Consider the following 23,052-nt stretch of genomic DNA (forward strand, 5'->3'; position numbering starts at 1 on the left):
CATATTATAGTTGATGTAGTATTTCATCTACCATTTCTTCTGGAGTTTTGGTAATACTTATTGTTATGGCATTGTTTGGTGTTTCCAAAGTATTAAATTGAGACTTTAATAGGGAACTTGGCATATAATGACCAGTTCTTTGTTTCATCCGAGCGGATATTTCCTCAAACGTTCCTTGAAGATGTATCCAAACCACTTTTTTTTCTATTGTTTTGGATAATAACTCTCGATAAGATTCCTTTAGGGAGGAACATGCAATTATGCCTCCTTTGGGATGATTGATTGCCAACTCATTTAATCGTATTAGCCAACCTTGCCGGTCATCATCGTCTAAGGGGTTTCCAGCAGCCATTTTTCTTACGTTGACTTCTGGATGAAAATCATCTCCATCGTAAAAGGGGAATCCTAATTTTTTTGAAAGTAATGTTCCAATGGTGGTTTTTCCACACCCAGAAACTCCCATGATAAAGAAAATGTTTTTATTTGTATTATTCATTTAATTGATCTTCAATTGCTTGTATTGCATTTTGAATTTTATAGTTATAAGGAACCCATATTGTAGCTTTATTTTTTCTAAACCACGTCATTTGTCTTTTTGCAAATCTCCTTGTATTTTTTTTAATTTCTGATATGGCATGTTCCAAAGTCCATTCTCCATCAAAATATTTGAATAATTCCTTATATCCTACTGTCTGCAAGGCATTCAATTCTTTATTTTCAACTAAAGACTTGGCTTCTTCCAACAAACCTTCTTGCATCATAACATCTACTCTTTTATTAATTCTTTCATAGATAATCTCTCTTTCTGCGTTAATTCCTATAGTAAATGTTTTGAAAGGTCTTTTTATGTTCTTTTTCTTAAGGTATGATGAATAGGGTTTCCCAGAACCAATGGACACCTCCAACGCTCTAACTAAGCGCTGCGGATTTTCTATATCTACTTCTGTATAATATTTTTCATCTAGTTTTTTTAATTTTTTTTGTAACACTTCAATTCCTTTTTCTTCTAACAGTTTATTAAGTTCAATACGTATTTCTGGATTGATGTCTGGAAATTCGTCAAAACCTTTTGTGATGGCATCAACATAAAGACCACTACCACCTACCAACACCACAATATCTTTTTTTTTAAAAAGATTGTCCAATAGAGAAATAGCTTCTTTTTCAAAATCCCCAACAGTATAGGGCTCTAAAATACTTTTGTGCTGTATAAAATGGTGAGGGGCACTATCTAATTCTTCATTTGTAGGTACAGCCGTGCCAATTTTCATTTCCTTATAGAATTGTCTTGAATCCGCTGAAATAATATCAGTCTTATAGTATTGGGCTATTTCTATAGCGAGTTTGGTTTTTCCTATGGCAGTAGGGCCTATTATTGAAATAAGTACTTTTTTGGGCATTAATCTTCTTCTAATTTATGACCACATTTTCTGCAATAATCTGCATCTTCTCGTTTAATTTCTGCACCACAATTGGGACATGAACGCCCATCAACATTGTTTGAGCCCTCTTTTTTGGAAGCGTACTGGGCAGAAACAATTCCTGTAGGTACCGCAATAATCCCGTAACCAATAATCATGATTAAAGTAGCAATAGATTGACCAAGAGAAGTTTGTGGAGATATGTCACCGTAACCAACAGTTGTAAGCGTCACTATAGTCCAATATACACTATGTGGAATACTATTAAACCCATGTTCAGGACCTTCCACAATATACATTAAGGTACCTAGTAATACAGAAACTACCAACACAAAAAAGACAAAGACCATTATTTTTGCCCGGCTGTCCCTTAATGCCTTTATTAAGTTATTTGATTCACCAACAAATCTAGCAAGCTTTAGAATTCTAAACACCCGTAGTAACCTTAGTGCTCTAAAGGCAGTTAAATATTGGGACCCAACAAAGAAAAGGGCTAAATATTTTGGAATAGTGGACAGAAAATCAACTATTCCAAAAAAACTGAAAATATACTTTCGGGGTTTATTTATACAGATAATCCTTAAAATATATTCTATTGAAAAAAGAATGGTGACAACCCATTCGGAAATGTTTAAAAAAGAATGGTATTTTACATCGAACCTGGGGACACTTTCTAACATTACAATTATAATGCTATAAACGATCAATACAAGCAATGCTATATCAAAAATCTTCCCTGCGGGGGTATGAGTGCCATAAATGACCTCATGCAATTTTCTTTTCCAATCCGAATGTGGTGTTACATCTGTCAATGTTAAAATTTTACAGTTCCAATATTTTTACCCCTTTTCTTTTTCTTAGATAAGATTCAATAATATGATTGGTATTTTCATTTCCGTTCATATTTGTAATTACCGATTCTAAGATATGAATATTATTTATTTGATAATTGAGGTCGACAAAACCAAATCCCATAAAATGCCCCTTCTTTATTAAAATTGCACTGCTTTCACCCAGTTCCCTGCCTTTGTCAACAATGACCAAACTTTTTTGAAGTAGACAATTCATGTTTATGGCTTGGCTAACCCGCTCGTTATAAGCCTCAACATTTTCTCTATCAATACAGGCTCCTTGACATTTTCCCTCATTATACTTGGAACAGTTTCCTTTGGCTTCAGAAATACCATTCAATTTATCACACAAATGAAATTCTTGACTTATTTTAAACACATGATTTTTAGCAGAATGAAACCCATTGAAGGTCATGGCCCTATTTCTTTTACCTATGTTTTTTTTAACATTAAATGTAAAATAACCCTTGTTGTTTTCTGTTACATACACTGCATGGGAAAACAGTTTGTTTTTTCTTAAGACATTATAAATTGGCCTGTTCTTTGCCAACTCTTCATTTTCTTTTAAGAGGGCAATAAGCTCATTCCCTGTTTTTTCATAGGACACCTTTTTGGTCTCTTTTTGTAGTTTTCTTGCCTTTTCTCCATCATTGGTAAAATGCTGGTTTACTCTTTTTTTGATGTTGTTGCTCTTACCCAAAAAAATAATATCACCATCCTTATTGTGCATATAATAAACACCAACTTCCGATGGTAACTGTTCAACAATATCCAATTGCGTGGGAGAAAGTTCACCTAAGGTTTCATCCCTAACCACATCCTTTATAATAGATTTATTTGAATCTTTTGATAATAGCAGTTTGAACAATTTAATGGTTGCCAAAGCATCTCCATTGGCCCTATGCCGGTCGCTCACAGGAATTCCTAGGGAACGAACCAATTTACCCAAACTATAAGATTCTGCATCTGGCAGCAATTTTTTGGAAAGGTCAACTGTGCAAATCGTCTTTCTTTCAAAATTGTATCCCAAGCGTCTGTATTCAGTTCTTAGAATTCTATAGTCGAATTGAGCATTGTGGGCAACCAATACGGCATCTTGGGTTATTTCTATAATACGTTTGGCAACTTCATGAAACTTAGGAGCAGTTCTCAGCATTTTATTATTAATGCCCGTAAGCTTTACCACGAATGGCTGAATGTCTTTTTCAGGATTTACTAAACTTATAAATTTGTCCACCACTTTATGCCCGTCAAATCTATGAATGGCAATTTCGGTTATACCTTCTTCATTATACTTTCCCCCAGTGGTCTCAATATCTAAAATTACATACATTAAGTTAAAGGTAAGAAGTTAATGGTAGTTTCTTGCACCAAAAATACTACTTCCAATGCGAACCATGGTACTACCTTCTTTTATGGCAAGTGGATAATCCCCACTCATTCCCATGGAAAGTATTGTAATATTGGCGATTGAATTTTTGATTGTTGAAAAGATGGAATGTAGTTTTCTAAACTCTTTTTTAATTTGATTTTGATCTTCTGTGAATGTTGCCATTCCCATAAGTCCAACAATTCTGATGTTCTTAAGTTGTAAAAATTCTTCAGATTGAAGAATTTCGTTTAATTCATTTTCATCCAAACCAAATTTGGTGTCCTCCTCGGCAATATGAATTTGTAAAAGGCAATCAATAGTGCGATTGTTTTTTTTGGCTTGCTTATCTATTTCCTTCAGCAGCTTAAAACTGTCCACACCATGAATCAGCGAAACATATTCTGCCATATATTTCACCTTGTTCCGTTGAACATGGCCAATCATATGCCATTGTATGTCCTTTGGCAGTTTTTCCCACTTTTGGGTCATTTCCTGTATTTTATTTTCACCAAAAATACGTTGTCCAGCATCATATGCTGTTAGAATATCTAACACAGGTTTTGTTTTGGAAACGGCCACTAAAGTAACATGTTCCGGTAAGGTGTTTTTTATATATAAAAGGTTTTCTTTAATATTCATTTTACAATTCATAAATCAATAATCCACTTCGTAATTTTGGCTCTATGTAGGTGCTCTTGGGAGGCATCACCAACCCTGCATCTGCAACTGCCTTAATTTCGTTAATGGTAACGGGAACCATGCTAAATCCGATTTTAAATTTTCCACAATCAATTTCATTTTTCATTTTTTTTATATTGTTTTTCCCATAGCCATACTTAATTCTTTTATCATTTCTAAGATCTTTTATGGCCAAAATTGGGTCCAAAACAGTTTTGAAGAGGATTTGTGTATCCAATTTGCTCAAAGCATCGGTAAAGTTATATACTTTATTTTTAAGGTTTAGGCAATAGAATTCACCATCCAAGTACATAGTAAATTGATGTTTTCTTTTCGGTTTATATAATGGAAAACCAAGATTTTCTACTTCATAATATACATCAAGTTTGGAAAGAAACTCTTTTTTGCTCAACCCATTAAGGTCCTTCACCAATCTATTGAATTCATATATTTTTATTTCTGATTCTGGAATTAAGTAACTCATAAAAAAATTATATGGTTCATTTCCTGAATGATTTGGATTTTTTTCTTTGGAATTTGATGCAAACAAATGGGATGAAGCACTCCTATGGTGGCCATCAGCGATATATATGGAGTTCATTTTTTTGAATTCCTTCTGAATCAACGATATGGTATTTTTATCAGAAATTTTCCAGACTTTATGCTTTATCTTATCGGTAGTGGTAAAAAAAGAATTGGGCACCTCCATTTTTTTATTACAAACAATTTCAGAAATTAGTTCATTGTCTGGATATGTTATTAGAACCGCCTCTGCATTAAAACCAACAGTTTCCAGGTAATTGGCAAATAGTTCTTCCCTTGGCTGCATAGTTGCCTCATGCTTTTTAATGACATCATTTTTATAATCTTCTACACTGGTTCCACAAAAAATACCACAACAGGTAAAGTCTTCTTTCTCAATTTGATATATATATAAACTATCTTGGGCATCTTTCATGAGAATATTGTCCCGTAAAAACTCCATATATCGTTCATGGACCAATTTAAACCGTTTATTGCCAGATAATTTTTTGTTCAATTTATACCCAGGATGGATTATGTGTAAAAAAGAAAAGGGATTGAGGCTAAGAATCCCTTTGCGCTCTTTTTTTGTGTAGGCTTGATATGAACGCGATGCTACCAAAGCAGCTTTATCCTGAGAAGGCCTTATCGCCTTAAATGCTTTAATATTGGCCATTTTATTTGAATTGGGATGATATTATTTCAGCCTTTTTTGAGACGGAATAATCATAAAACCCTTCTCCTGATTTAATACCGAGTTTCCCTTTGTTTACCATTTTTACGAGCAAAGGGCATGGCATATACTTTGGGTTTTTAAAGCCTTTGTACATAACATTCAGTATAGATAGACATACATCCAATCCAATGAAATCAGCCAACTGCAATGGTCCCATGGGATGTGCCATGCCTAACTTCATTACAGTATCAATTTCGCTAACACCAGAAACACCATCTTGTAAAGCTTCAATAGCTTCGTTAATCATGGGCATAAGAATTCTGTTTGCTACAAAACCAGGAAAATCATTTACTTCTACAGGGATTTTGTTTAATTCTTTAGAAAGATTCATTATGATTTTCACCACTTCTTTGGAAGTCTTTTTTCCTTTAATAACCTCTACCAATTTCATTAGAGGAACAGGATTCATAAAATGCATACCAATCACATTTTCTGGTCTGGTGGTTTCATTTGCCAATTCTGTTATGGATATGGAGGACGTGTTGGATGCAAGAATGGTATCCTCATGACAAATAATACCCAATTCCTTAAAAATGGCCTTTTTAATTTTTGCATTTTCTGTTGCTGCTTCAATAACTAAATCAGCATTTTTCACTCCTTCTTTTATATCCAAATGGGTGGATATATTATCTAAAGTTGCTTTTTTCTCTTCTTCATCAATTACATCTTTAGCAACCATTCTGTCTAAATTCCTTGAGATGTTAACGATTGCCTTGTCGAGAGAGCTTTGGGAAATATCAATAAGGTTTACTTTGTAATTATATTGAGCAAAAACATGGGCTATACCATTTCCCATGGTTCCCGCTCCCAATACAGCAACTGTTTTCATTAAATGATTTTAAAAAGATTCAATAATTTGTAATGCCACTTTTAGGGCCTTGGTTCCCTGCTCTAAAGAAACAACAGGAACTGTATTGTTGTTAATTGCATCTGCAAAAGTTTCCAGTTCATCCAATATTGCGTTATTAGACTCTATATCAGGGTTTTCAAAATAAATTTGTTTCTTCTCGCCTTCAGCGTTTTGAAGAATCATATCAAAATCCCCAGGCTGTTCAGGCGCATCTTGCATTTTCACAACTTCAACTTTTTTCTCCAAAAAGTCTACCGAAATGTAAGCATCTCGTTGAAAAAATCGGGACTTACGCATATTTTTCAATGAAATTCTACTTGCTGTTAAGTTGGCGACACAGCCATTTTCAAACTCAATTCTTGCATTGGCAATATCGGGGGATTTACTGATGACTGAAACACCACTCGCATTTATTGTTTTAACTTCCGAATTTACCACACTTAAAATGGCATCAATATCGTGAATCATTAAGTCCAGTACCACGGGGACATCAGTTCCTCTTGGATTGAATTCTGCTAGTCTATGTGTTTCAATGAACATTGGATTTTTAATAGCATCTTTTACTGCTGTGAATGCTGGGTTAAAACGTTCTACATGACCAACTTGCCCTTTAATCCCATATTTTTTTTCCAAAGCTAGGAGTGATACAGCCTCATCCAGTGTATTCGTAATAGGCTTTTCTATAAAAACATGCTTTCCTTTTTCAATAGCTTTTTTTGCACAATCAAAATGCGAAAGAGTGGGGGTTACAATATCTATAACATCCACATCATCAATCAAGGAATTGATATTGTCATAATAGGTATAGCCAAATTCATCCATGGCTTTTTTACCATGTATTTCATCTGAATCATAAAAACCAATTAAATTATATTTTTTAGATTCATTAAGAAGACGCAAATGAATTTTTCCTAAATGTCCGGCACCTAAAACTCCGACTTTGAGCATAAAAAATGTTTTTTCAAAAATAGGAATATGTAATCATTTCCCAATGTATTATATAGAATAAAGAAATTATAATTCTCAATTTTAATTGTTTCTTAAATCAAGAAAAAGGTTTGGTTTTTTTAACTTAGCAAAACCAAAAACAAACTATTGAAAGATACTTTAAAGCATCAGGGTATGCGGAATAAACTTGCGGAAGTTTTATCCGATAAGGGAATAAAAGATATAAATGTTTTGAAGGCCATAAAAAAAATTCCTAGACATTTGTTTTTGGACAGTGGCTTTGAAGATCACGCTTATCAAGACAAAGCTTTTCCGATAGGAGCGGACCAAACCATATCCCAACCGTATACAGTAGCTTTCCAAACGGAGTTATTACGAATAAAACCCAATAATAAAATATTGGAAATTGGGACGGGAAGCGGCTACCAAACAGCGGTTTTGTTAAATTTAAAAGCTAAAGTCTATACAATTGAAAGACAATTGGAGCTGTTTAAGAAAACAAAACTTTTTTTTGGAAAAATGGGTTACCGTCCTAAGAAAATCATTTTTGGAGATGGGTATAAAGGGTTGCCGGAGGAAGCACCTTTTGATGGAATTATTGTAACGGCTGGTGCACCAGAGGTGCCCAAAGCCTTGATGTCTCAATTAAAAGTAGGGGGGAGGCTCGTAATACCAGTTGGTATTGATGAGCAAGTAATGACACTATTTGTTAGAAAGTCAGGAAAGGAATTTGAGAAAAAAGAATTGGGGTCTTTTAGATTTGTACCACTTTTGGAGGACAAAAATTAGTTGTTAAAGCTCTTTTTTATACGGTCTAGGTCTCTTTTATTGTCCCTATCTTTTATAGTTTCCCTTTTATCATATAATTTTTTCCCTTTTGCCAATGCAATTTTCACTTTTGCGAGCCCATTATCATTTACAAAAAGGTTTAAAGGGACTATAGTATTCCCAGATGTGTTGACTTCTTTTTGTAATTTTTTAAGCTCTTGTCTGTTCAATAAAAGTTTGCGTTCTGCCTTTGGCTTGTGGTTATAATGGGAACCATGCATATATTCATCTACTTGCATATTGATTACAAATAATTCACCCTTCTCATTAAACTCACAAAAGCTTTCAGAAATGGAAGCTTTCCCTAAACGGATGGATTTAATTTCAGTACCGGAAAGTACTATACCAGCAATGAATGTGTCCAATAGTTCATATTCAAACTTGGCTTTTTTATTCTTTATATTGATGTTTTTTTGCATAGACTTTGGCAAAAATAGAATAAATATGTGGTTTTAGATTTTAATAGGATTGAATTCTACCTAGTATCTTTGTAAAGAGTGTTGTGTTTCTTCGAACTGATTAAATAAAAAGGATGAAAAGATTTTGTTATATACTATTAGGTTTATTGTTTTTTAGTGGATGTAAGGAAGAGGTAAAACCTTTAACCAAAACAGCTCAGGAAATTGTTGATGCTTCTATTGAGGTAAGTGGAGGAGATTTGTATAGGAAGGGCAATATTTATTTCAATTTTCGCAACAGAGAATATCATTCAGAATTGATGGGAAATAGGACAATCCTAAAAAGAATATTTATGCAAGACTCTTCTTTAGTTGTTGATGTAAAAGAACCTAAGGAGTTTTGCCGTTATGTCAATGACCAAAAAGTTATTGTTCCGGACACACTTGCTAAAGCATATTCAAATTCCGTGAATTCAGTACATTATTTTGCAAAACTTCCTTATGGTTTAAATGATGGGGCGGTTAATAAAGAACTTCTTGGAATAATAAGTCTAAAAGACAAAGAGTATTACAAAGTAAAAATAACTTTTGATCAAGAAGGTGGAGGGGATGACTTTGATGATGTTTATATCTACTGGTTCAATAAAAACACTTTTAAGCCAGATTATTTGGCATATAAGTTTCATTCAGATGGTGGCGGAATTCGTTTTAGAGAAGCTTACAATGAGCGTTATGTGAAAGGCATACGGTTTGTAGACTACAACAATTACAAACCAAAAGAAAAAAACACGTCAATTTATGAAATAGATGAAGCTTTTGAAAAAGGAAGTTTGGAATTATTGTCCAAAATAGAATTGGAAAATATAAAGGTGAGCTTAGTTAATTAACTTGTAATCTTATATCAGAGGGAACACCATCAATTATTCTTACAATAAATAAGCTGCCATTATCATAATCGTCCATGGCTTCATATTTCTCTGTTCCAATTACCTTATTTACCATTTCGGGGGTAGTATTGCTGTGGCCGACAACTAATACATTACCTCCCAAATTATCAATTTTAAATTGTTCAATATCAATATCCTGTGGATTATAGTATTGTACTGTAATATCTTTTTTAACAGCCGCTGGAGCTGCTGTCATGGAAGTTCGTTCGTAGTCGGTTGTATATATCGCTGTCAATTCAACTCCATCTAAAACTTCTGCCCAACGAATTGCCCTTCCCAAACCATCCTGGTTTAGTTCAGGATCTTCATTTTCAGGATCGCTTCTATCTTTTTCAGCATGTCTAATAAAGTAAAAAGTTGAAACAACTGGCTCTTCCGCTGAAACAGGTTCTTTATCTTCTTTACAATTTAAAAAAACAATAAAAAGAAGTGAAAATAAAAGAAATTTAACTGATTTCATTTTATACTAGTTCAATATATTAATTTAACTAAATATAGTAGAAAATAGTATGTAATGCTATCAGTTTTTTGTTTTTTTGTACATGGTCAAAGTTTTGTCAACACTTTTATTTATTAACATAATTATATCATCCTATAGTCAAGGGATTGAGCTTCCAATTGATTATAGACAACATAATCTTACTGAATATAATTCCAGTTTATTCAATCCTACATTTTCCCTAAATGGCAGTAATGCACATTCAATTGCATTATGGAGTAGGTGGCAGTGGCAAACTATTGATGGTGACCCTACTTCAATTTTTGTTGGATATAATGGACGCTTATCACATAATACTAATGTTGGAGCGGGTTTTATTCAGCACAATACAGGTACTTTTCTACAAACAGGAGGAGTTATGAATTTTGCGTATGATATTAGTTTGGGTGGCAATACAAGTGTTTCGATTGGAGCCAATATATTTGGGTTTCAACAGAAATTAGCAAATGATATTTTTCAACCTGACCCAAATATTCAATTGCCGCAGCTAGCCCAGGCAAATTCTTTTATTATGCAAGTTGCTCCAGGAATTAGATTGAACGTTGACGGGTTCACTGTGGGATTTGCATCGGAAAATTTGATTTCCTTGTCCAGTGAAGAATCAAATACATCAGAAAAAGTGTATATGGCTCATACCAGTTATAATTTCCCTTTAGAAGTTTTTAGAGACACCACTTCATATATTGCCCCTTTAATCTATTTAAAATCTATACATGGTTATGACACCCAATTTGGGTTTAACACTTTGTTTTCTACTTCAAAATTTTGGGCTCAAACTGGATATAATAGTTTTTATGGATTTTCTATAGGAGGTGGAGCTAAGCTTTTTAAGCTTTTTTCTCTAGGAGCTTTGGTGGAATTCGGTACGGATTCCTCTATAGGTGATAAGGACCCTAGCTTTGAAATTGTATCAGCATTTAGTTTTGGAAAAAGTATTAGTAGTAAAAAAGTTGTCGATTTTGAGTTAGAAGACAAGGAAGATGTTTCTAATGAGAAAGAGATATTGGAACAAGAAAAATACTTAAAGGATCAACAAAGACAGGACTCTATAACGAAGGTTAAAGAAGTTGGCGCAAGAATTGCCCAGCAAAAAGAATTGGAGCAAAAGAGAAAAGATTCAATAAATACTATAAAACTAGGGGAGGCTGAAGTTGCAAAACAGAAAACTGAAATGGATAGAATTGCAATGCTAAGAGAACAAGAGTTAAGGAAACAAGATTCTTTGAATAGTATTAAGCAGGCTCAGTTGGATAAGGTGGCCCAACAAAAGGTATTAAATGAGAAACAAAATGATTCCATAGCAGCTGCTAGATTGTCACAGACTGAAGTGGTTAAGGCAAATGACACTGCGACTTTTGAGGAAAATAAAGCAAAAACCAAAGCACATTATGAAGAAGCTGTATCCGAGAACAATCAGCTTCCTGGGTACTATCTAATTGCCAACGTTTATAGAACCAAAGTTTATTTTGAGAAATTTATTAAGACATTGGAGGGTAAAGGTCTGCAACCAAAATCTTTTTATCGTACAGTTAGCAAATACAATTATGTATATTTGGAAAGGTATGATTCTATAGAAGAAGCTGAAAAAGCGAGATTGAGTAAATACAATGGTAAATATCCAGATAGTACCTGGATTTTTAGAATAAAATAAATAAGGTTTATTTTTTAATCTCCTTAGTTACCAAAAGATCTAAGTAAGCCACTGTATTTATTAAGTATTTTCTGTCCTTTGTCATTGTTGACATAGCAACTGCACCTTGTAGCATGGTGTAAAGTTGTTTTGCGAATTGTAGTGGCGGTACCGGTAACTTTAGTTCATTGTTATTTACACCGTTTTCTATAACCAATGCAATTTTGCCTTCTATTTCCCTAATAGTTTCTTTTGTGGCTGCGGCTAACAATGAGTTATTGTTTTGAGCATCTACACCAACGTTTAAGATGGGACAACCACCTAATTCATTAGTGAAAATATCATAGTTTTTGAAAAATCTTGTAAGGGAAAAAATCTTTTCCAAAGCTGACCCTTCAACATTTAAGCGCTCATCTATAGATTTAAGCAATTTCTTGCTATTGTATTCAAACGCTGACAAGGCCAAGGCCTCTTTATTTTCAAAATTCCCATATAAAGCACCTTTTGTTAAGCCAGTGGCATCGGTCAGGTCACTCATGCTTGTACCCATATACCCATATTTATTAAAAATGGGAGCTACTGTTTCAATAATATAAGCCTTAGTTTTTTGGGCTTTGGAGGTCATTTGGGTTTTATTTTTTACGAATATAAAAAAACTATATACTGTATGGTATATATTTTAACTAAAAATAGGCATTCATTATAGTGAATGCCTATTTGTTATAAATTAGAATATTATTTTACTAATTCATTTTGATTCCTAAAAACTAAATTATCATCAAAAGCATCTATTAAAATTATACTTTCGGCCTTTACTTCCCCACTTAGAAGTTCCTTGGACAATTTATTTAAAACCTCTTTTTGTATTAGTCTTTTTATTGGTCTTGCTCCATATTGTGGGTCATAACCTTTATTGGCCAAATAAATAATTGCTTCTTCAGTGGCATCAACAGTAATATGCTGCTTAGAAAGCATTTTTTTAAGTTGCCCTAATTGAAGCTTAACAATTTGCTTAATGTTATCTCTATTTAATGGAGTAAACATAATAATGTCGTCTATCCTATTTAAAAATTCGGGTCGAATTGTTTTTTTCAATAAACCAAGAACTTCCACTCTGGCAGCTTCTGTTGCACTATATATATCCTTATTGTCTTCAAATTTCTCTTGGATAATATGACTTCCCATATTACTGGTCATAATAATAATTGTGTTTTTAAAATCAGCAATACGACCTTTATTGTCTGTTAATCTTCCTTCATCCAAAACTTGTAACAATATATTAAATGTATCTGGGTGAGCCTTTTCAATTTCATCTAAAAGAACAACCGAATAGGGCCTTCTCCTTACAGCTTCGGTCAATTGACCTCCTTCATCATAACCTACATATCCAGGAGGTGCCCCAACCAGTCTACTAACTGAATGGCGTTCTTGGTATTCGCTCATATCTATTCTTGTCATGGCATTTTCATCATCAAAGAGATAGGACGCTAGGGTTTTAGCAAGTTCTGTTTTACCAACTCCAGTGGTTCCCAGGAATAAGAAGGAACCAATTGGTCTCTTGGCGTCCTGAAGGCCTGCTCTACTTCTGCGAATGGCATCGGAAACAGCTTGTATCGCCTCTTCTTGACCTACAACCCTTTTATGTAGAACATTTTCTAGCTTTAACAGTTTCTCACGTTCACTTTGAAGCATTTTTTGCACAGGTATACCAGTCCATTTGGCTACCACTTCTGCAATATCTTCACTGGTTACTTCTTCTTTTATTAAAGTTCCCGCTTCTTGCTGAGCTTCCAATTCTTTTTGTAATACCTCTAGCTGTTCATTAGCTTCTTTTATTTTACCATAACGCAATTCAGCCACTTTTCCATAGTCCCCATTACGCTCTGCACGCTCGGCCTCCAACTTAAAGTTTTCAATATCTTGTTTTGTTTTTTGAATATTGTCAACTACGGTTTTTTCACTTTCCCATTTGGCAAAAATTTCATTTCGCTCTTCTTTTAAGTTAGCTAAATCAACATTTAGTATTTTCAGTTTTGCTTGGTCATTTTCTCTTTTAATGGCCTCAATCTCAATTTCCAACTGCATAATTTTACGATCAAGAACATCTAAATCCTCGGGCTTGGAATTAATTTCCATCCTAAGTTTGGACGCCGCCTCATCCATAAGATCAATCGCTTTATCTGGCAAAAATCTATTCGTAATATAACGTTGTGACAATTCCACGGCAGCTATGACCGCTTCATCTTTTATTTGAACTTTGTGGTGGGCCTCATATTTTTCTTTTATACCACGAAGGATTGAAATTGCACTTTCCGTATCGGGTTCGTTTACAATTACTTTTTGAAACCGTCTTTCTAGTGCTTTGTCCTTTTCAAAATATTTTTGGTATTCATCTAAAGTAGTTGCTCCAATGGCACGAAGTTCTCCTCTAGCCAATGCAGGTTTTAGAATATTTGCAGCGTCCATGGCTCCTTGTCCACCACCAGCTCCAACAAGAGTATGGATTTCATCAATGAATAATACAATGTTTCCATCGGAAGAAGTAACCTCTTTTATTACTGCTTTTAATCTTTCCTCAAACTCACCTTTATACTTGGCTCCTGCAATTAAAGCCCCCATATCTAAGGAATAGATTATTTTATCCTTTAAATTTTCTGGAATATCGCCTTGTACAATTCTATGTGCCAATCCTTCCGCTATTGCGGTTTTACCTACCCCAGGTTCACCAACCAACATAGGGTTGTTTTTTGTTCTTCTAGATAGTATTTGAAGAATACGACGTATTTCTTCATCTCTACCAATTACAGGGTCGAGTTTGCCGCTATCAGCAAGCTCATTTAGATTTTTCGCATATTTATTTAAGGAGTTGTACGTATCTTCCGCACTTTGGGAAGTCACTTTGCCGCCTTTTCTTAGCTCATCAATTGCAGCCTGTAAATGTTTTTCTGTTACGCCTTGGTCTTTTAAAATTTGTGAAATTTTGCTTTTAGACTTAAATATGGCCAAAAGTAAATGTTCAATGGAAACAAATTCATCTTCCATTTTTTTTGCAATAATCCCGGCTTCAGTCAATGTTTTTCCACCTTCCCTGGAAAGCATAATATCTCCTCCAGAAACTTTGGGAAAACTTTCTAAATCTTTTTCAAGGATTTGATTTACTAAAGAAACATTGACATTTAGTTTCTTCAGAATAAAAGGCATTACATTTTCATCAACTTCTGAGATGGCCTTAAAAAGGTGCTCGTTTTCTATCTGTTGATGTCCAAAGCCCTGGGCAATCTGCTGTGCCTGCTGAATAGCCTCTTGCGATTTTGTGGTAAAATTATTTAAGTTCATTATAGATATATTTTTTGTTGTTATTGTTTACTTTTGAAATGTTATAGTCAACAACCCTACCAAGCAAAGGGATGCGACAAAATGACATATTTCACTAAGAAAAAGGAGACATTTTGACATCGTGTAAGTATTTGTGGTTTGCTCGACTTAACAATAAAATTAGTAAATGGGATTGATAAATAGTTTATTTGGAAAGAAGAATCCAGATGTGCAAAAGGAAAAAAAAGAAATTAAATGGATTCCATTGGTTTCCATAAATCAGCTTGAAGAAATTGCGGATAAATCTAATACTAAACTTCAAATTATATTTAAACATTCTACTACTTGTGGTATTAGTAGAATGGTGTTTAAGCTGTTTACCAACAGCTTTGAGGTTCCTGATAATAATGTGGATGCCTATTATCTTGATTTGCACCAGTATCAAGAAGTATCAAATGAAACGGGCTATAAATTTCAGGTGATTCACCAATCCCCACAGTTATTGGTCATTAAAAATGGAGTAGTGGTAGCCCATGCTTCACATGGAGCAATAGAGGAAATTAAGGTTAAAGATTATATATAAAAGAAAAGCCCTGTAAATCAGGGCTTTTCTTTTAATTAAAATGGTGTCGTTTAACTATTTCTTTTAATCTAAGTTTTAAGTCTTCTCCAGCATCATAAACCATTTGTTCATTACTTGGAAATGGTACCTGTGCTAGATTAAGCAAGGACAATTGGTTGTTTTCCAAAGCCCTTTTATCTCCATCGTGTTGTGCATAAATATGTTCAAAGATAAACTCACTGCTCAATGGATAAGAATTTATTTGTTGTTTGGACTTTAAATCTATGAAACTAACCTGGCCCACTACTTGGGCAGACTTTGTTTGTTCAAATTGATAAAAATCACATCTTATAGTTTTAAACTTATCTATTTTGATATCATTTCCTAAACTATCTTTTACCACGTTTCCGTTATTATCAAGGGCATAACTAAAGCCATCTTTAACTTGCTTTTCTTTTATGATTTGAATTTCCTTAATATGCTCTGGAGAAATATTTATTTCTCTAAAGGCGACCTTCATTTCATAATCATACTTTATTTCACTTAATGGAGAAGTATGGTACTCGGTCCACAAGTTGTCCAATCCGTAGGTGTTAAAATTTAGAAGTTCCTCCTGCAAGCGCTCTGGAACAATTTGTTCCGTATCATTTACCATATCTACTTTTACAAAATCCAACCCTTTTGTATATGCTTCTTCCATTTTTTGTTTGCTGTCCGCATAGCCTGGATTGATCTCATTTAGATATTTAAAATCCTCATATGCCTTTCTGAAATCATATTTTTGAACGGCGTTATCCAATAATGTCAATCCATTTTGGTACAAATAGTCTGATAGTTCATTTTTGGAACTGATGATTTTATTGCTATAATCTTTAAAAGCGAATTTGGCATTTCTATTTTCATCGTAAATAGGTAGTGGCAATATTGGCTTTATTCTTTCTTGAATACTTTTAAGATTGTTGTATCCATTATAAATATTTTCCAAATTTGCCGGGTTCCCATCTTTTTGCAAAAATGAAATACGCTCCAACTCTTGGATCATATTTTTCTCAAATGCTTCTTCTAACAATAAGATATAAGGTTGGTGCCCTTTCTTTGTTTTATTGTCTGCTAAGTTCTTTAAAGCCTTATTGATTGCACTGTTATAATTTCCAGTGTTAATGGCTTCCTGAGTTTTTTTAACCCCTCCGCAAGCGATTAAAAAAACAATGACGATACTAAAAAGTAATGCTTTTTTCATAATGATACATTTTAGGGTTTTGAAGGTTAAATCCAATTGCCGTGCCAAAACCAACTAAAATGGTAACGTAAAACGATAAAGTTTCTTATAAATCTGTTGAAATACTATATTTTTTAGGAATTCAAGCATTAACATAAAGGGATTAATATTTCTTTATTTATTAGGGCGATGAGCACATTTTTGACCCAACTAAATTGTTGATTTTTGTTTAATAAGTTTTTTATCTTAAATGGTTTTTCTTTTATTAAACAAAGCACAATTTGTATTTTTGCGCCTTATTCAATAGCCTATCATGCAAAGAGACATTAAAATATTTGATTTAATAGAACAAGAAAAAGAGCGCCAAAGTAATGGAATAGAACTGATAGCCTCTGAAAACTTTGTAAGTCCACAGGTAATGGAAGCTGCCGGGTCTGTTCTTACCAATAAATATGCAGAGGGATATCCTGGGAAAAGATATTATGGTGGGTGTGAAGTAGTAGATGTGGTTGAGCAAATTGCCATTGATAGGGCAAAAGAACTTTTTGGAGCGGCGTATGCGAACGTGCAACCACATTCGGGTTCTCAAGCCAACGCGTCCGTATACCACGCTTGTTTAAAACCTGGAGATACAATATTGGGGTTTGATCTATCCCATGGAGGTCATTTAACCCATGGTTCTCCTGTAAATTTTTCGGGAAGACTTTATAATCCTGTGTTTTATGGTGTTGATGAAGAAACAGGTGAGCTGAATTATGACAGAATTCAAGAAATTGCTGAAAAAGAAAAACCCAAAATGATCATTGCTGGAGCTTCAGCGTATTCCAGAGATATGGATTTTGAACGTTTTAGAGAAATTGCCGATAGCGTAAATGCCTTGTTATTGGCAGATATATCGCATCCGGCAGGATTAATTGCAAAGGGAATTTTAAATGATCCGATTCCCCATTGTCACATTGTCACCACAACAACCCATAAAACATTAAGGGGACCAAGAGGAGGACTTATACTGATGGGTAAAGATTTTGACAATCCTTTTGGTATTAAACTTAAGAACGGAAATCTTCGAAAAATGTCTGCATTATTGGACTTAGCGGTATTCCCAGGAAACCAAGGAGGACCATTAGAACATATTATTGCAGCTAAAGCCATTGCGTTTGGAGAAGCATTGTCTGATGAGTTTTTACATTATATGTTACAGGTAAAGAAAAATGCCGCGGCCATGGCCAGTGCTTTTGTTGCAAAAGATTATAAAATTATTTCTGGAGGAACCGACAACCATATGATGTTGATAGATTTAAGAAATAAGAACATCACAGGTAAAGACGCTGAGAAGGCTTTGGTCATGGCAGAGATAACTGCTAATAAGAACATGGTTCCTTTTGATGATAAATCACCGTTTATAACTTCTGGTATTCGTTTTGGTACTGCTGCAATTACCACTCGCGGGTTAAAAGAGAATGATATGGAAACTATAGTAGATTTAGTCGACGAAGTGATATGTAGCCCGGAAGATGAAAAAGTTCTGGGAAGTGTAAAAAGGAAAGTGAACGATTTGATGAAAAATCGTGCTTTGTTCAATATCTAATTTATCTTAAACTATTTTTTAGGAAAATGGAGCTTATTGGCTTAGAATATGAAGGTCATTCCTCAATATACTATTCTTGTACAAGTCATATACAATAGCTACTTCCCTAGATTGAATGTATAGTCCCCAATATTTATAATAGTCATTTTTTACACCTAAACCATTCTTCACTTTTGATAATTGGTTTTCCTCAAAAACTGGGATATACACTTCATATGGAGTTTCCAAAGCACAGGTGGTAAAAGACGAATGGTGTATGATGATTTTTTTTAGAATAGATTCTATTTGCTCTGGAATACTTTTAGGGTAAATTTTTTGTATTGTAAAAGAAGTTGTCGTTGTGTTGATATTTATTTCCTCAATATCTATATAAGTCTCATTTGTTTTTTCTAGATCAAGTAGAAATTTGCTAAAAGCAGTTAATTTTACTTTATTCTTTATGGATGATATACAATCCTCAAGATTTATGAGGTCATTGAATTGAATCATTTCAATAAGATTCATATTAAAATTCAACTCCAATACTAGATTTATGGAAATATCTCTTGACGAATAGGAACGAATAACTGCATTGCAAAAATATTCCTTTTCTAATACTTGCTTGAAAACATCAAGACCTTTTACATGAATTGTATTATCACTATCAAAACGAAATGAATTAGTATATACATTTTCTCTTAAAGACATATTAATGGAATTATAACAAGCGTCTTTAACAAAACTATATCATTAAAATCAATGTATTTTATATAAAAACCATAAAAAAAATATGGTTTTATACGATTTTAATAAAAATGAAAGTATTTACTGACAGGAGTATTAGATAAACCCTCTTTTTTTCGCCTCTGTGATTAAAGCAAGATCATTCTGTTTATCAATTCCAAAGATTGTTTTTAAGTGTCTTTTTCTATTTTCTATACTTGGTAAAGAAATGGAGACATAAGAAACTATGTCCTTTGTTTTAGTTCCCAATGATATATAATAAAGTATTTTTCTATCATTTTCATCCAAAACAATATCATTTGCCATAGTTTTTCTAATGGCAACCAGAGCTTTTGAAGAATAATATGGAGGTACGGTCATCACAGTATTGACCAAGTCCCTTAGGGATTTTGGGTCAATATCAGATTTCACCATATAACCGTCAGGGTTTACAGATTTAAGAATGCTATTTATTCGATAGTTATCATTAAATGAGGACATGAAAACAACTTTTGATTCTGGCACTATAGTACGGGCCAAAATTCCTAAGTCTTCCCCAGTTTGTGGTCTTTTCTCTTCAGAAGTAAACATTTGGATGTCCAAGAAAATAATATCATAATATAAGGATTTACTTGAAGCTTCAATTTTCTCCTTACCAAGATCATATGAATTGGCAATATCAACATGGACTTTATAGTCTTCAAAATCAATATCTTCCAATATGTATTTATAACCAATGATGGTCATTTCATGATCGTCAACCGCCAATATTCTTAAATTTCTCATATTCTTTAAGACTATCTTTTTTTTTCGCAAGATACGAAACCTTTATCAAATCATATTTGGATCTATTGGTATTGTGAGAGTTACAATGGTCCCTTTTCCAATTTCACTATCTATTTTATAAGAACCTTGTAGCTTTTTCATTCTAGAAGTAATGTTCTTTAATCCTATACCTTTTCTTCTTTTATTAGCAATGAAACCTTTGCCATCATCTTTAATATGCACAAGAATGGTGTTTGCCTCTACATTAAAATTTACTGATATATTGCTGGCCTCAGCATGTTTTAGACAGTTTTGAAGGCATTCTTGGACCACTCTATATAGATTTATTTTAATATCTCCATGCAATTGGTCCCATTCCATATCTTCATTGTAAACAAAGTCATAGGAAATGTTTCCTGACTCTCCGATTGTTTGGAGCAAATCCTGAATGGAAAGAATAAAATTAGTTACCTTTTCATAAGAATTATGATTTAGTTCATGGGATATGGTTCGTATTTCTTCTTCCACTCCCTGCAATTTTTTAATTAACCCCTCCCTTTTCTCAACGACATCATCACCGGTCTTTTTATTCAATCCAGAAAGAATTAAACGGATACCCAACATTTGTCCTAAAATACCATCGTGCAGTTCTTCAGAAATTCTCTTTTGTTCAAGGTGCTTGCCCTCTTCTACTTTCTCTTTTTGGGAAAGCATCAAATTAAAAATCTCTTCATTACTTTGCTGCTGGCTTTGTTGGAATTCCAATTTTTGGGTTTTTATACGTTGGAATATAATTACAAATAAAAGAACCCCCAGTAACAAGGAGGTAACCGCAATGCCAAACCATAAGCTTTTTTGTTGGTCCAATAACTCATTTTGCTCAATAAATTCATTGGTTTCAAAGCGTATACGTGCAAATTTATCCCGTATTCTACGATCTTCTTGCTGTAAACTGTCATTGAGCTTAAAGTATTGTTGGGCATATAAAGCTGCATTCTTAGAATCAATATTTGGTAAAAGTTGCAAAGTTTTTAATAACCTTTCATAATTCTTACTTTGTTCCGCCAAAGTTTTGGATTCCTTTAGATGTAAAACGGCGGTTGCAGTATCTGCCTTGTTTAGATAATATTCGGATAGACCATAATGAATAATAGACAAACCTTTAATGTTTTCCAAACTGTCTTGTATTCTTATAGCTTTTTTTAAAAGATTGAGGGGTTCAGCAGAGTTGTGATCCAATTTAATTGTGCTAACCGCTAGGTTAGTTAAAGCTTTAGCATACAAATCAGGGTTATGAAAAAATAAGCTGTCATTCGCAAGTACAGTTTTAAAATAATGGCTGGCCTTTTGGTGTTGGTTCTGTTCTTGATAAACATTGCCTAAATTGAGTTGTGTCATAGGCTCTAGCGTCCTATCTTTAGTAGAGGTTAAGTTTAAATATTCCAATGCTTGTTGGTGGTATTCCAATGCCTTGTCATACTCCTTTAAACTTAAAGCAATGTTGCCAAGTAGATTATAGTAGCTATACAGACGACGATATTGGTTATATGGTTTTATAAGTTCAATGGCCCTAACCGTATTAATCTCACTCCCTGTGTAGTCTCTTGCACCTTCCTGAACCAGAGCCATATTGTATAACATTCTTGCCGCATGTATTTCATCTTCTATTGATAGATATATTCGTAAAGCTTCCTTGTAATTGTAATAGGAACTATCTAAAACTTTATAATCTTGGAAAAATGTTGCTAAATCCCAATGAACTTCTGCGTGGGCAATGGTATCCTTTGTTATCCTGCATAGATCCATTGTCCTATTATTTAATTTTCTAAATAGAGTAGAATCTGGCAAATTAAGATAGGCAAGGGATATGTTGGAAAAATATTTGGTTTTTAAGGAATCATTATTTAGTTTTTCAGAACTATCGTACGCTTTTTTTAAAGCCTTTCTTCTTAAATCTAAAGGAAGGTCTATATTTCGTCCTTCCTCATTTACCCAATATAGAATGCTATCGTTTTTGGTGGGACTACTATTATTAACAAGAACCTCTTTTTTGCTACAAGAAATAATAAGGACTAATAGACTGTAGATAAATATCTTGTATATTTTTTTGTAGTAAAAATGGTTATTCATTGTATACAAGATATAAAAAAAGCCTCAAATTATAGATTTGAGGCCTTTTAATATATTTAAACTACTACTAATTATCACCACTTCCTCTATCATCTCTCTCATTGTGACATGTATCACAAGCTTGCTCATATAATGATTGGTCTGCGGTTTCGGTTTCACATGAAAATAAACCAAGAGTGAATACTGCTACTGCTAAAATGCTCATTACTTTTCTCATAATCTAAAATGTTTAGGGGTTATATAAATATTTCTGGGACTAAAGTATTGTAGATATAAGGAGAGTGAAACTTGCTAGAGTTTAGTTTAGTGAACACCCCTTTTTTAAGAGTATTCCTTCAAGTTTTGTGAGTATTGGATTAATTTAAGGTGGAAAATGTGCTTTTTGCCAACACTTTTTTCAAAGAATCAATGTTCTTTTTGTAGGATTTTGAAAAGGGAAGTTGCTCTTGACCCACTTTTAGGGCGCATATACTTTTTCCATAATTTATTCTGGAAACATAGTCCATGTTAAGTATATAGCTTTGGTGTACCCTTATGAAGTTTTTTGGAAGATTGTCCTCAAATGTTTTTAGTGTTTTAAATGCACTGACTACGCGACCATCTTTCATAATAAAATCTGTTGCATTGTTGTCTGCCTTTAAATAAAGAATCTCGTCCGTATTTAAATATTGAAAGTCACTATATGATTTTATACAAATGGTAGGTACCGTTTTCTCTTTTGGCACTTGTTTTTTTAAGTACATTAAGGTTTTAAGAATATCTAATTCATTATAAGGTAACAGCCAATAATCAAAAAAATTGTTTTTTAGGGCCTCATAAGCGTAATCTTTGCTTTTAGACATTCCAATAATCATTGGCATGGCAGTAACATACTTGTAGAGTTCATTTACCAATTCAAAACATTCAGTGGCATTTTTATCCAAATTAATAAAGACCACATCAGGTAAGTGTTTTAGAATAATGTTCAATCCCTGATCACTATCCTTGGCCAGCCCATAAAAGACAAAATCACCATAGTCTTCCAAGTAGTGTTGAAATTGTAAACTAGATGTGGCGTCCGAATCTATAATGATATATGTATATTCCATGGA

At 33.6% G+C, this 23,052-nt stretch carries 22 protein-coding genes; 5 read left to right on the forward strand and 17 right to left on the reverse strand.

From position 1 onward, the window contains the following. Window positions 1–4: 4 nt before the first annotated feature. The 8 genes from GGR42_RS00135 to GGR42_RS00170 are packed head-to-tail and all read right to left on the reverse strand — an operon-like array spanning window position 5 to window position 7,378. Complete coding sequence (locus GGR42_RS00135; protein ID WP_167959250.1) at window positions 5–496, reverse strand: gluconokinase; 492 nt, start codon at window positions 494–496, stop codon at window positions 5–7. Next, window positions 489–1,400, reverse strand: coding sequence for a tRNA (adenosine(37)-N6)-dimethylallyltransferase MiaA (miaA, locus tag GGR42_RS00140; RefSeq protein ID WP_167959252.1), 912 nt, complete (start codon window positions 1,398–1,400; stop codon window positions 489–491). The genes GGR42_RS00135 and miaA overlap by 8 nt, the downstream gene beginning before the upstream one ends. Continuing rightward, the gene (locus GGR42_RS00145; RefSeq protein WP_167959263.1) at window positions 1,400–2,233 is read right to left on the reverse strand and encodes an ion transporter; all 834 of its coding nucleotides are present in this window, start codon (window positions 2,231–2,233) and stop codon (window positions 1,400–1,402) included. The genes miaA and GGR42_RS00145 overlap by 1 nt, the downstream gene beginning before the upstream one ends. A 10-nt stretch (window positions 2,234–2,243) precedes the next feature. Next, a complete protein-coding gene (locus tag GGR42_RS00150) occupies window positions 2,244–3,605 on the reverse strand; it encodes an exonuclease domain-containing protein (RefSeq protein WP_167959354.1) in 1,362 nt (453 codons plus the stop codon). 18 nt (window positions 3,606–3,623) lie between these two features. After that, window positions 3,624–4,283, reverse strand: a complete 660-nt coding sequence (locus tag GGR42_RS00155; RefSeq protein ID WP_167959355.1) for a YggS family pyridoxal phosphate-dependent enzyme — start codon at window positions 4,281–4,283, stop codon at window positions 3,624–3,626. A 1-nt stretch (window position 4,284) separates the two neighbouring features. Continuing rightward, entirely contained in the window at window positions 4,285–5,520 is a 1,236-nt protein-coding gene (locus GGR42_RS00160; protein WP_167959356.1) for a DUF1015 domain-containing protein, read from the reverse strand. A 1-nt stretch (window position 5,521) separates the two neighbouring features. After that, on the reverse strand, window positions 5,522–6,409 hold the full coding sequence (locus GGR42_RS00165; protein ID WP_167959357.1) for a 3-hydroxyacyl-CoA dehydrogenase family protein: 888 nt from the start codon (window positions 6,407–6,409) through the stop codon (window positions 5,522–5,524). Window positions 6,410–6,418: 9 nt separating this feature from the next. Then, the gene (locus GGR42_RS00170) at window positions 6,419–7,378 is read right to left on the reverse strand and encodes a Gfo/Idh/MocA family protein (protein WP_167959358.1); all 960 of its coding nucleotides are present in this window, start codon (window positions 7,376–7,378) and stop codon (window positions 6,419–6,421) included. Window positions 7,379–7,525: 147 nt separating this feature from the next. On the opposite strand from GGR42_RS00170, the gene GGR42_RS00175 reads away from it, so the two are divergent. After that, window positions 7,526–8,167 (forward strand): protein-L-isoaspartate(D-aspartate) O-methyltransferase, encoded by a 642-nt coding sequence (locus GGR42_RS00175; RefSeq protein WP_167959359.1) that lies wholly within the window; start codon window positions 7,526–7,528, stop codon window positions 8,165–8,167. Here GGR42_RS00175 and smpB read toward each other — a convergent pair. After that, the gene (smpB, locus tag GGR42_RS00180; RefSeq protein WP_167959360.1) at window positions 8,164–8,625 is read right to left on the reverse strand and encodes an SsrA-binding protein SmpB; all 462 of its coding nucleotides are present in this window, start codon (window positions 8,623–8,625) and stop codon (window positions 8,164–8,166) included. The two genes, GGR42_RS00175 and smpB, sit on opposite strands and share 4 nt — an antisense overlap. Before the next feature lie 113 nt (window positions 8,626–8,738). Here smpB and GGR42_RS00185 point away from each other — a divergent pair, with 113 nt between their 5' ends. Beyond that, a complete protein-coding gene (locus GGR42_RS00185; protein WP_167959361.1) occupies window positions 8,739–9,491 on the forward strand; it encodes a DUF6503 family protein in 753 nt (250 codons plus the stop codon). Here GGR42_RS00185 and GGR42_RS00190 read toward each other — a convergent pair. Beyond that, window positions 9,484–10,011, reverse strand: a complete 528-nt coding sequence (locus GGR42_RS00190) for a SixA phosphatase family protein (protein ID WP_167959362.1) — start codon at window positions 10,009–10,011, stop codon at window positions 9,484–9,486. The two genes, GGR42_RS00185 and GGR42_RS00190, sit on opposite strands and share 8 nt — an antisense overlap. Before the next feature lie 94 nt (window positions 10,012–10,105). On the opposite strand from GGR42_RS00190, the gene GGR42_RS00195 reads away from it, so the two are divergent. Beyond that, window positions 10,106–11,701 (forward strand): PorP/SprF family type IX secretion system membrane protein, encoded by a 1,596-nt coding sequence (locus GGR42_RS00195; RefSeq protein ID WP_167959363.1) that lies wholly within the window; start codon window positions 10,106–10,108, stop codon window positions 11,699–11,701. 7 nt (window positions 11,702–11,708) lie between these two features. Here the strand turns inward: GGR42_RS00195 and GGR42_RS00200 are convergent, their stop codons facing one another. Further along, complete coding sequence (locus GGR42_RS00200; protein WP_167959364.1) at window positions 11,709–12,305, reverse strand: TetR/AcrR family transcriptional regulator; 597 nt, start codon at window positions 12,303–12,305, stop codon at window positions 11,709–11,711. Window positions 12,306–12,415: 110 nt separating this feature from the next. Then, window positions 12,416–15,016, reverse strand: a complete 2,601-nt coding sequence (gene clpB, locus GGR42_RS00205; RefSeq protein WP_167959365.1) for an ATP-dependent chaperone ClpB — start codon at window positions 15,014–15,016, stop codon at window positions 12,416–12,418. A 166-nt stretch (window positions 15,017–15,182) separates the two neighbouring features. Here clpB and ytxJ point away from each other — a divergent pair, with 166 nt between their 5' ends. Next, window positions 15,183–15,578: a bacillithiol system redox-active protein YtxJ gene (gene ytxJ, locus GGR42_RS00210; RefSeq protein WP_167959366.1), complete on the forward strand. Its 396-nt coding sequence runs from the start codon at window positions 15,183–15,185 to the stop codon at window positions 15,576–15,578. A gap of 31 nt (window positions 15,579–15,609) precedes the next feature. Here ytxJ and GGR42_RS00215 read toward each other — a convergent pair whose 3' ends face one another. After that, a complete protein-coding gene (locus GGR42_RS00215) occupies window positions 15,610–16,797 on the reverse strand; it encodes a hypothetical protein (protein WP_167959367.1) in 1,188 nt (395 codons plus the stop codon). Window positions 16,798–17,089: 292 nt separating this feature from the next. Here GGR42_RS00215 and glyA point away from each other — a divergent pair, with 292 nt between their 5' ends. Next, window positions 17,090–18,364, forward strand: a complete 1,275-nt coding sequence (gene glyA / locus GGR42_RS00220; protein WP_167959368.1) for a serine hydroxymethyltransferase — start codon at window positions 17,090–17,092, stop codon at window positions 18,362–18,364. A 33-nt stretch (window positions 18,365–18,397) separates the two neighbouring features. Here the strand turns inward: glyA and GGR42_RS00225 are convergent, their stop codons facing one another. The 4 genes from GGR42_RS00225 to GGR42_RS00240 form a co-directional block, all read right to left on the reverse strand. Then, window positions 18,398–19,051: a hypothetical protein gene (locus GGR42_RS00225; RefSeq protein ID WP_167959369.1), complete on the reverse strand. Its 654-nt coding sequence runs from the start codon at window positions 19,049–19,051 to the stop codon at window positions 18,398–18,400. A 132-nt stretch (window positions 19,052–19,183) separates the two neighbouring features. Continuing rightward, on the reverse strand, window positions 19,184–19,852 hold the full coding sequence (locus GGR42_RS00230) for a response regulator transcription factor (RefSeq protein WP_167959370.1): 669 nt from the start codon (window positions 19,850–19,852) through the stop codon (window positions 19,184–19,186). A 45-nt stretch (window positions 19,853–19,897) separates the two neighbouring features. Continuing rightward, complete coding sequence (locus GGR42_RS00235; protein WP_167959371.1) at window positions 19,898–21,961, reverse strand: tetratricopeptide repeat protein; 2,064 nt, start codon at window positions 21,959–21,961, stop codon at window positions 19,898–19,900. A gap of 356 nt (window positions 21,962–22,317) precedes the next feature. Next, window positions 22,318–23,049: a LytR/AlgR family response regulator transcription factor gene (locus GGR42_RS00240; RefSeq protein WP_167959372.1), complete on the reverse strand. Its 732-nt coding sequence runs from the start codon at window positions 23,047–23,049 to the stop codon at window positions 22,318–22,320. Window positions 23,050–23,052 lie beyond the last annotated feature (3 nt).

The sequence above is a fragment of the Saonia flava genome, assembly GCF_011927795.1.
GTDB lineage: Bacteria > Bacteroidota > Bacteroidia > Flavobacteriales > Flavobacteriaceae > Saonia > Saonia flava.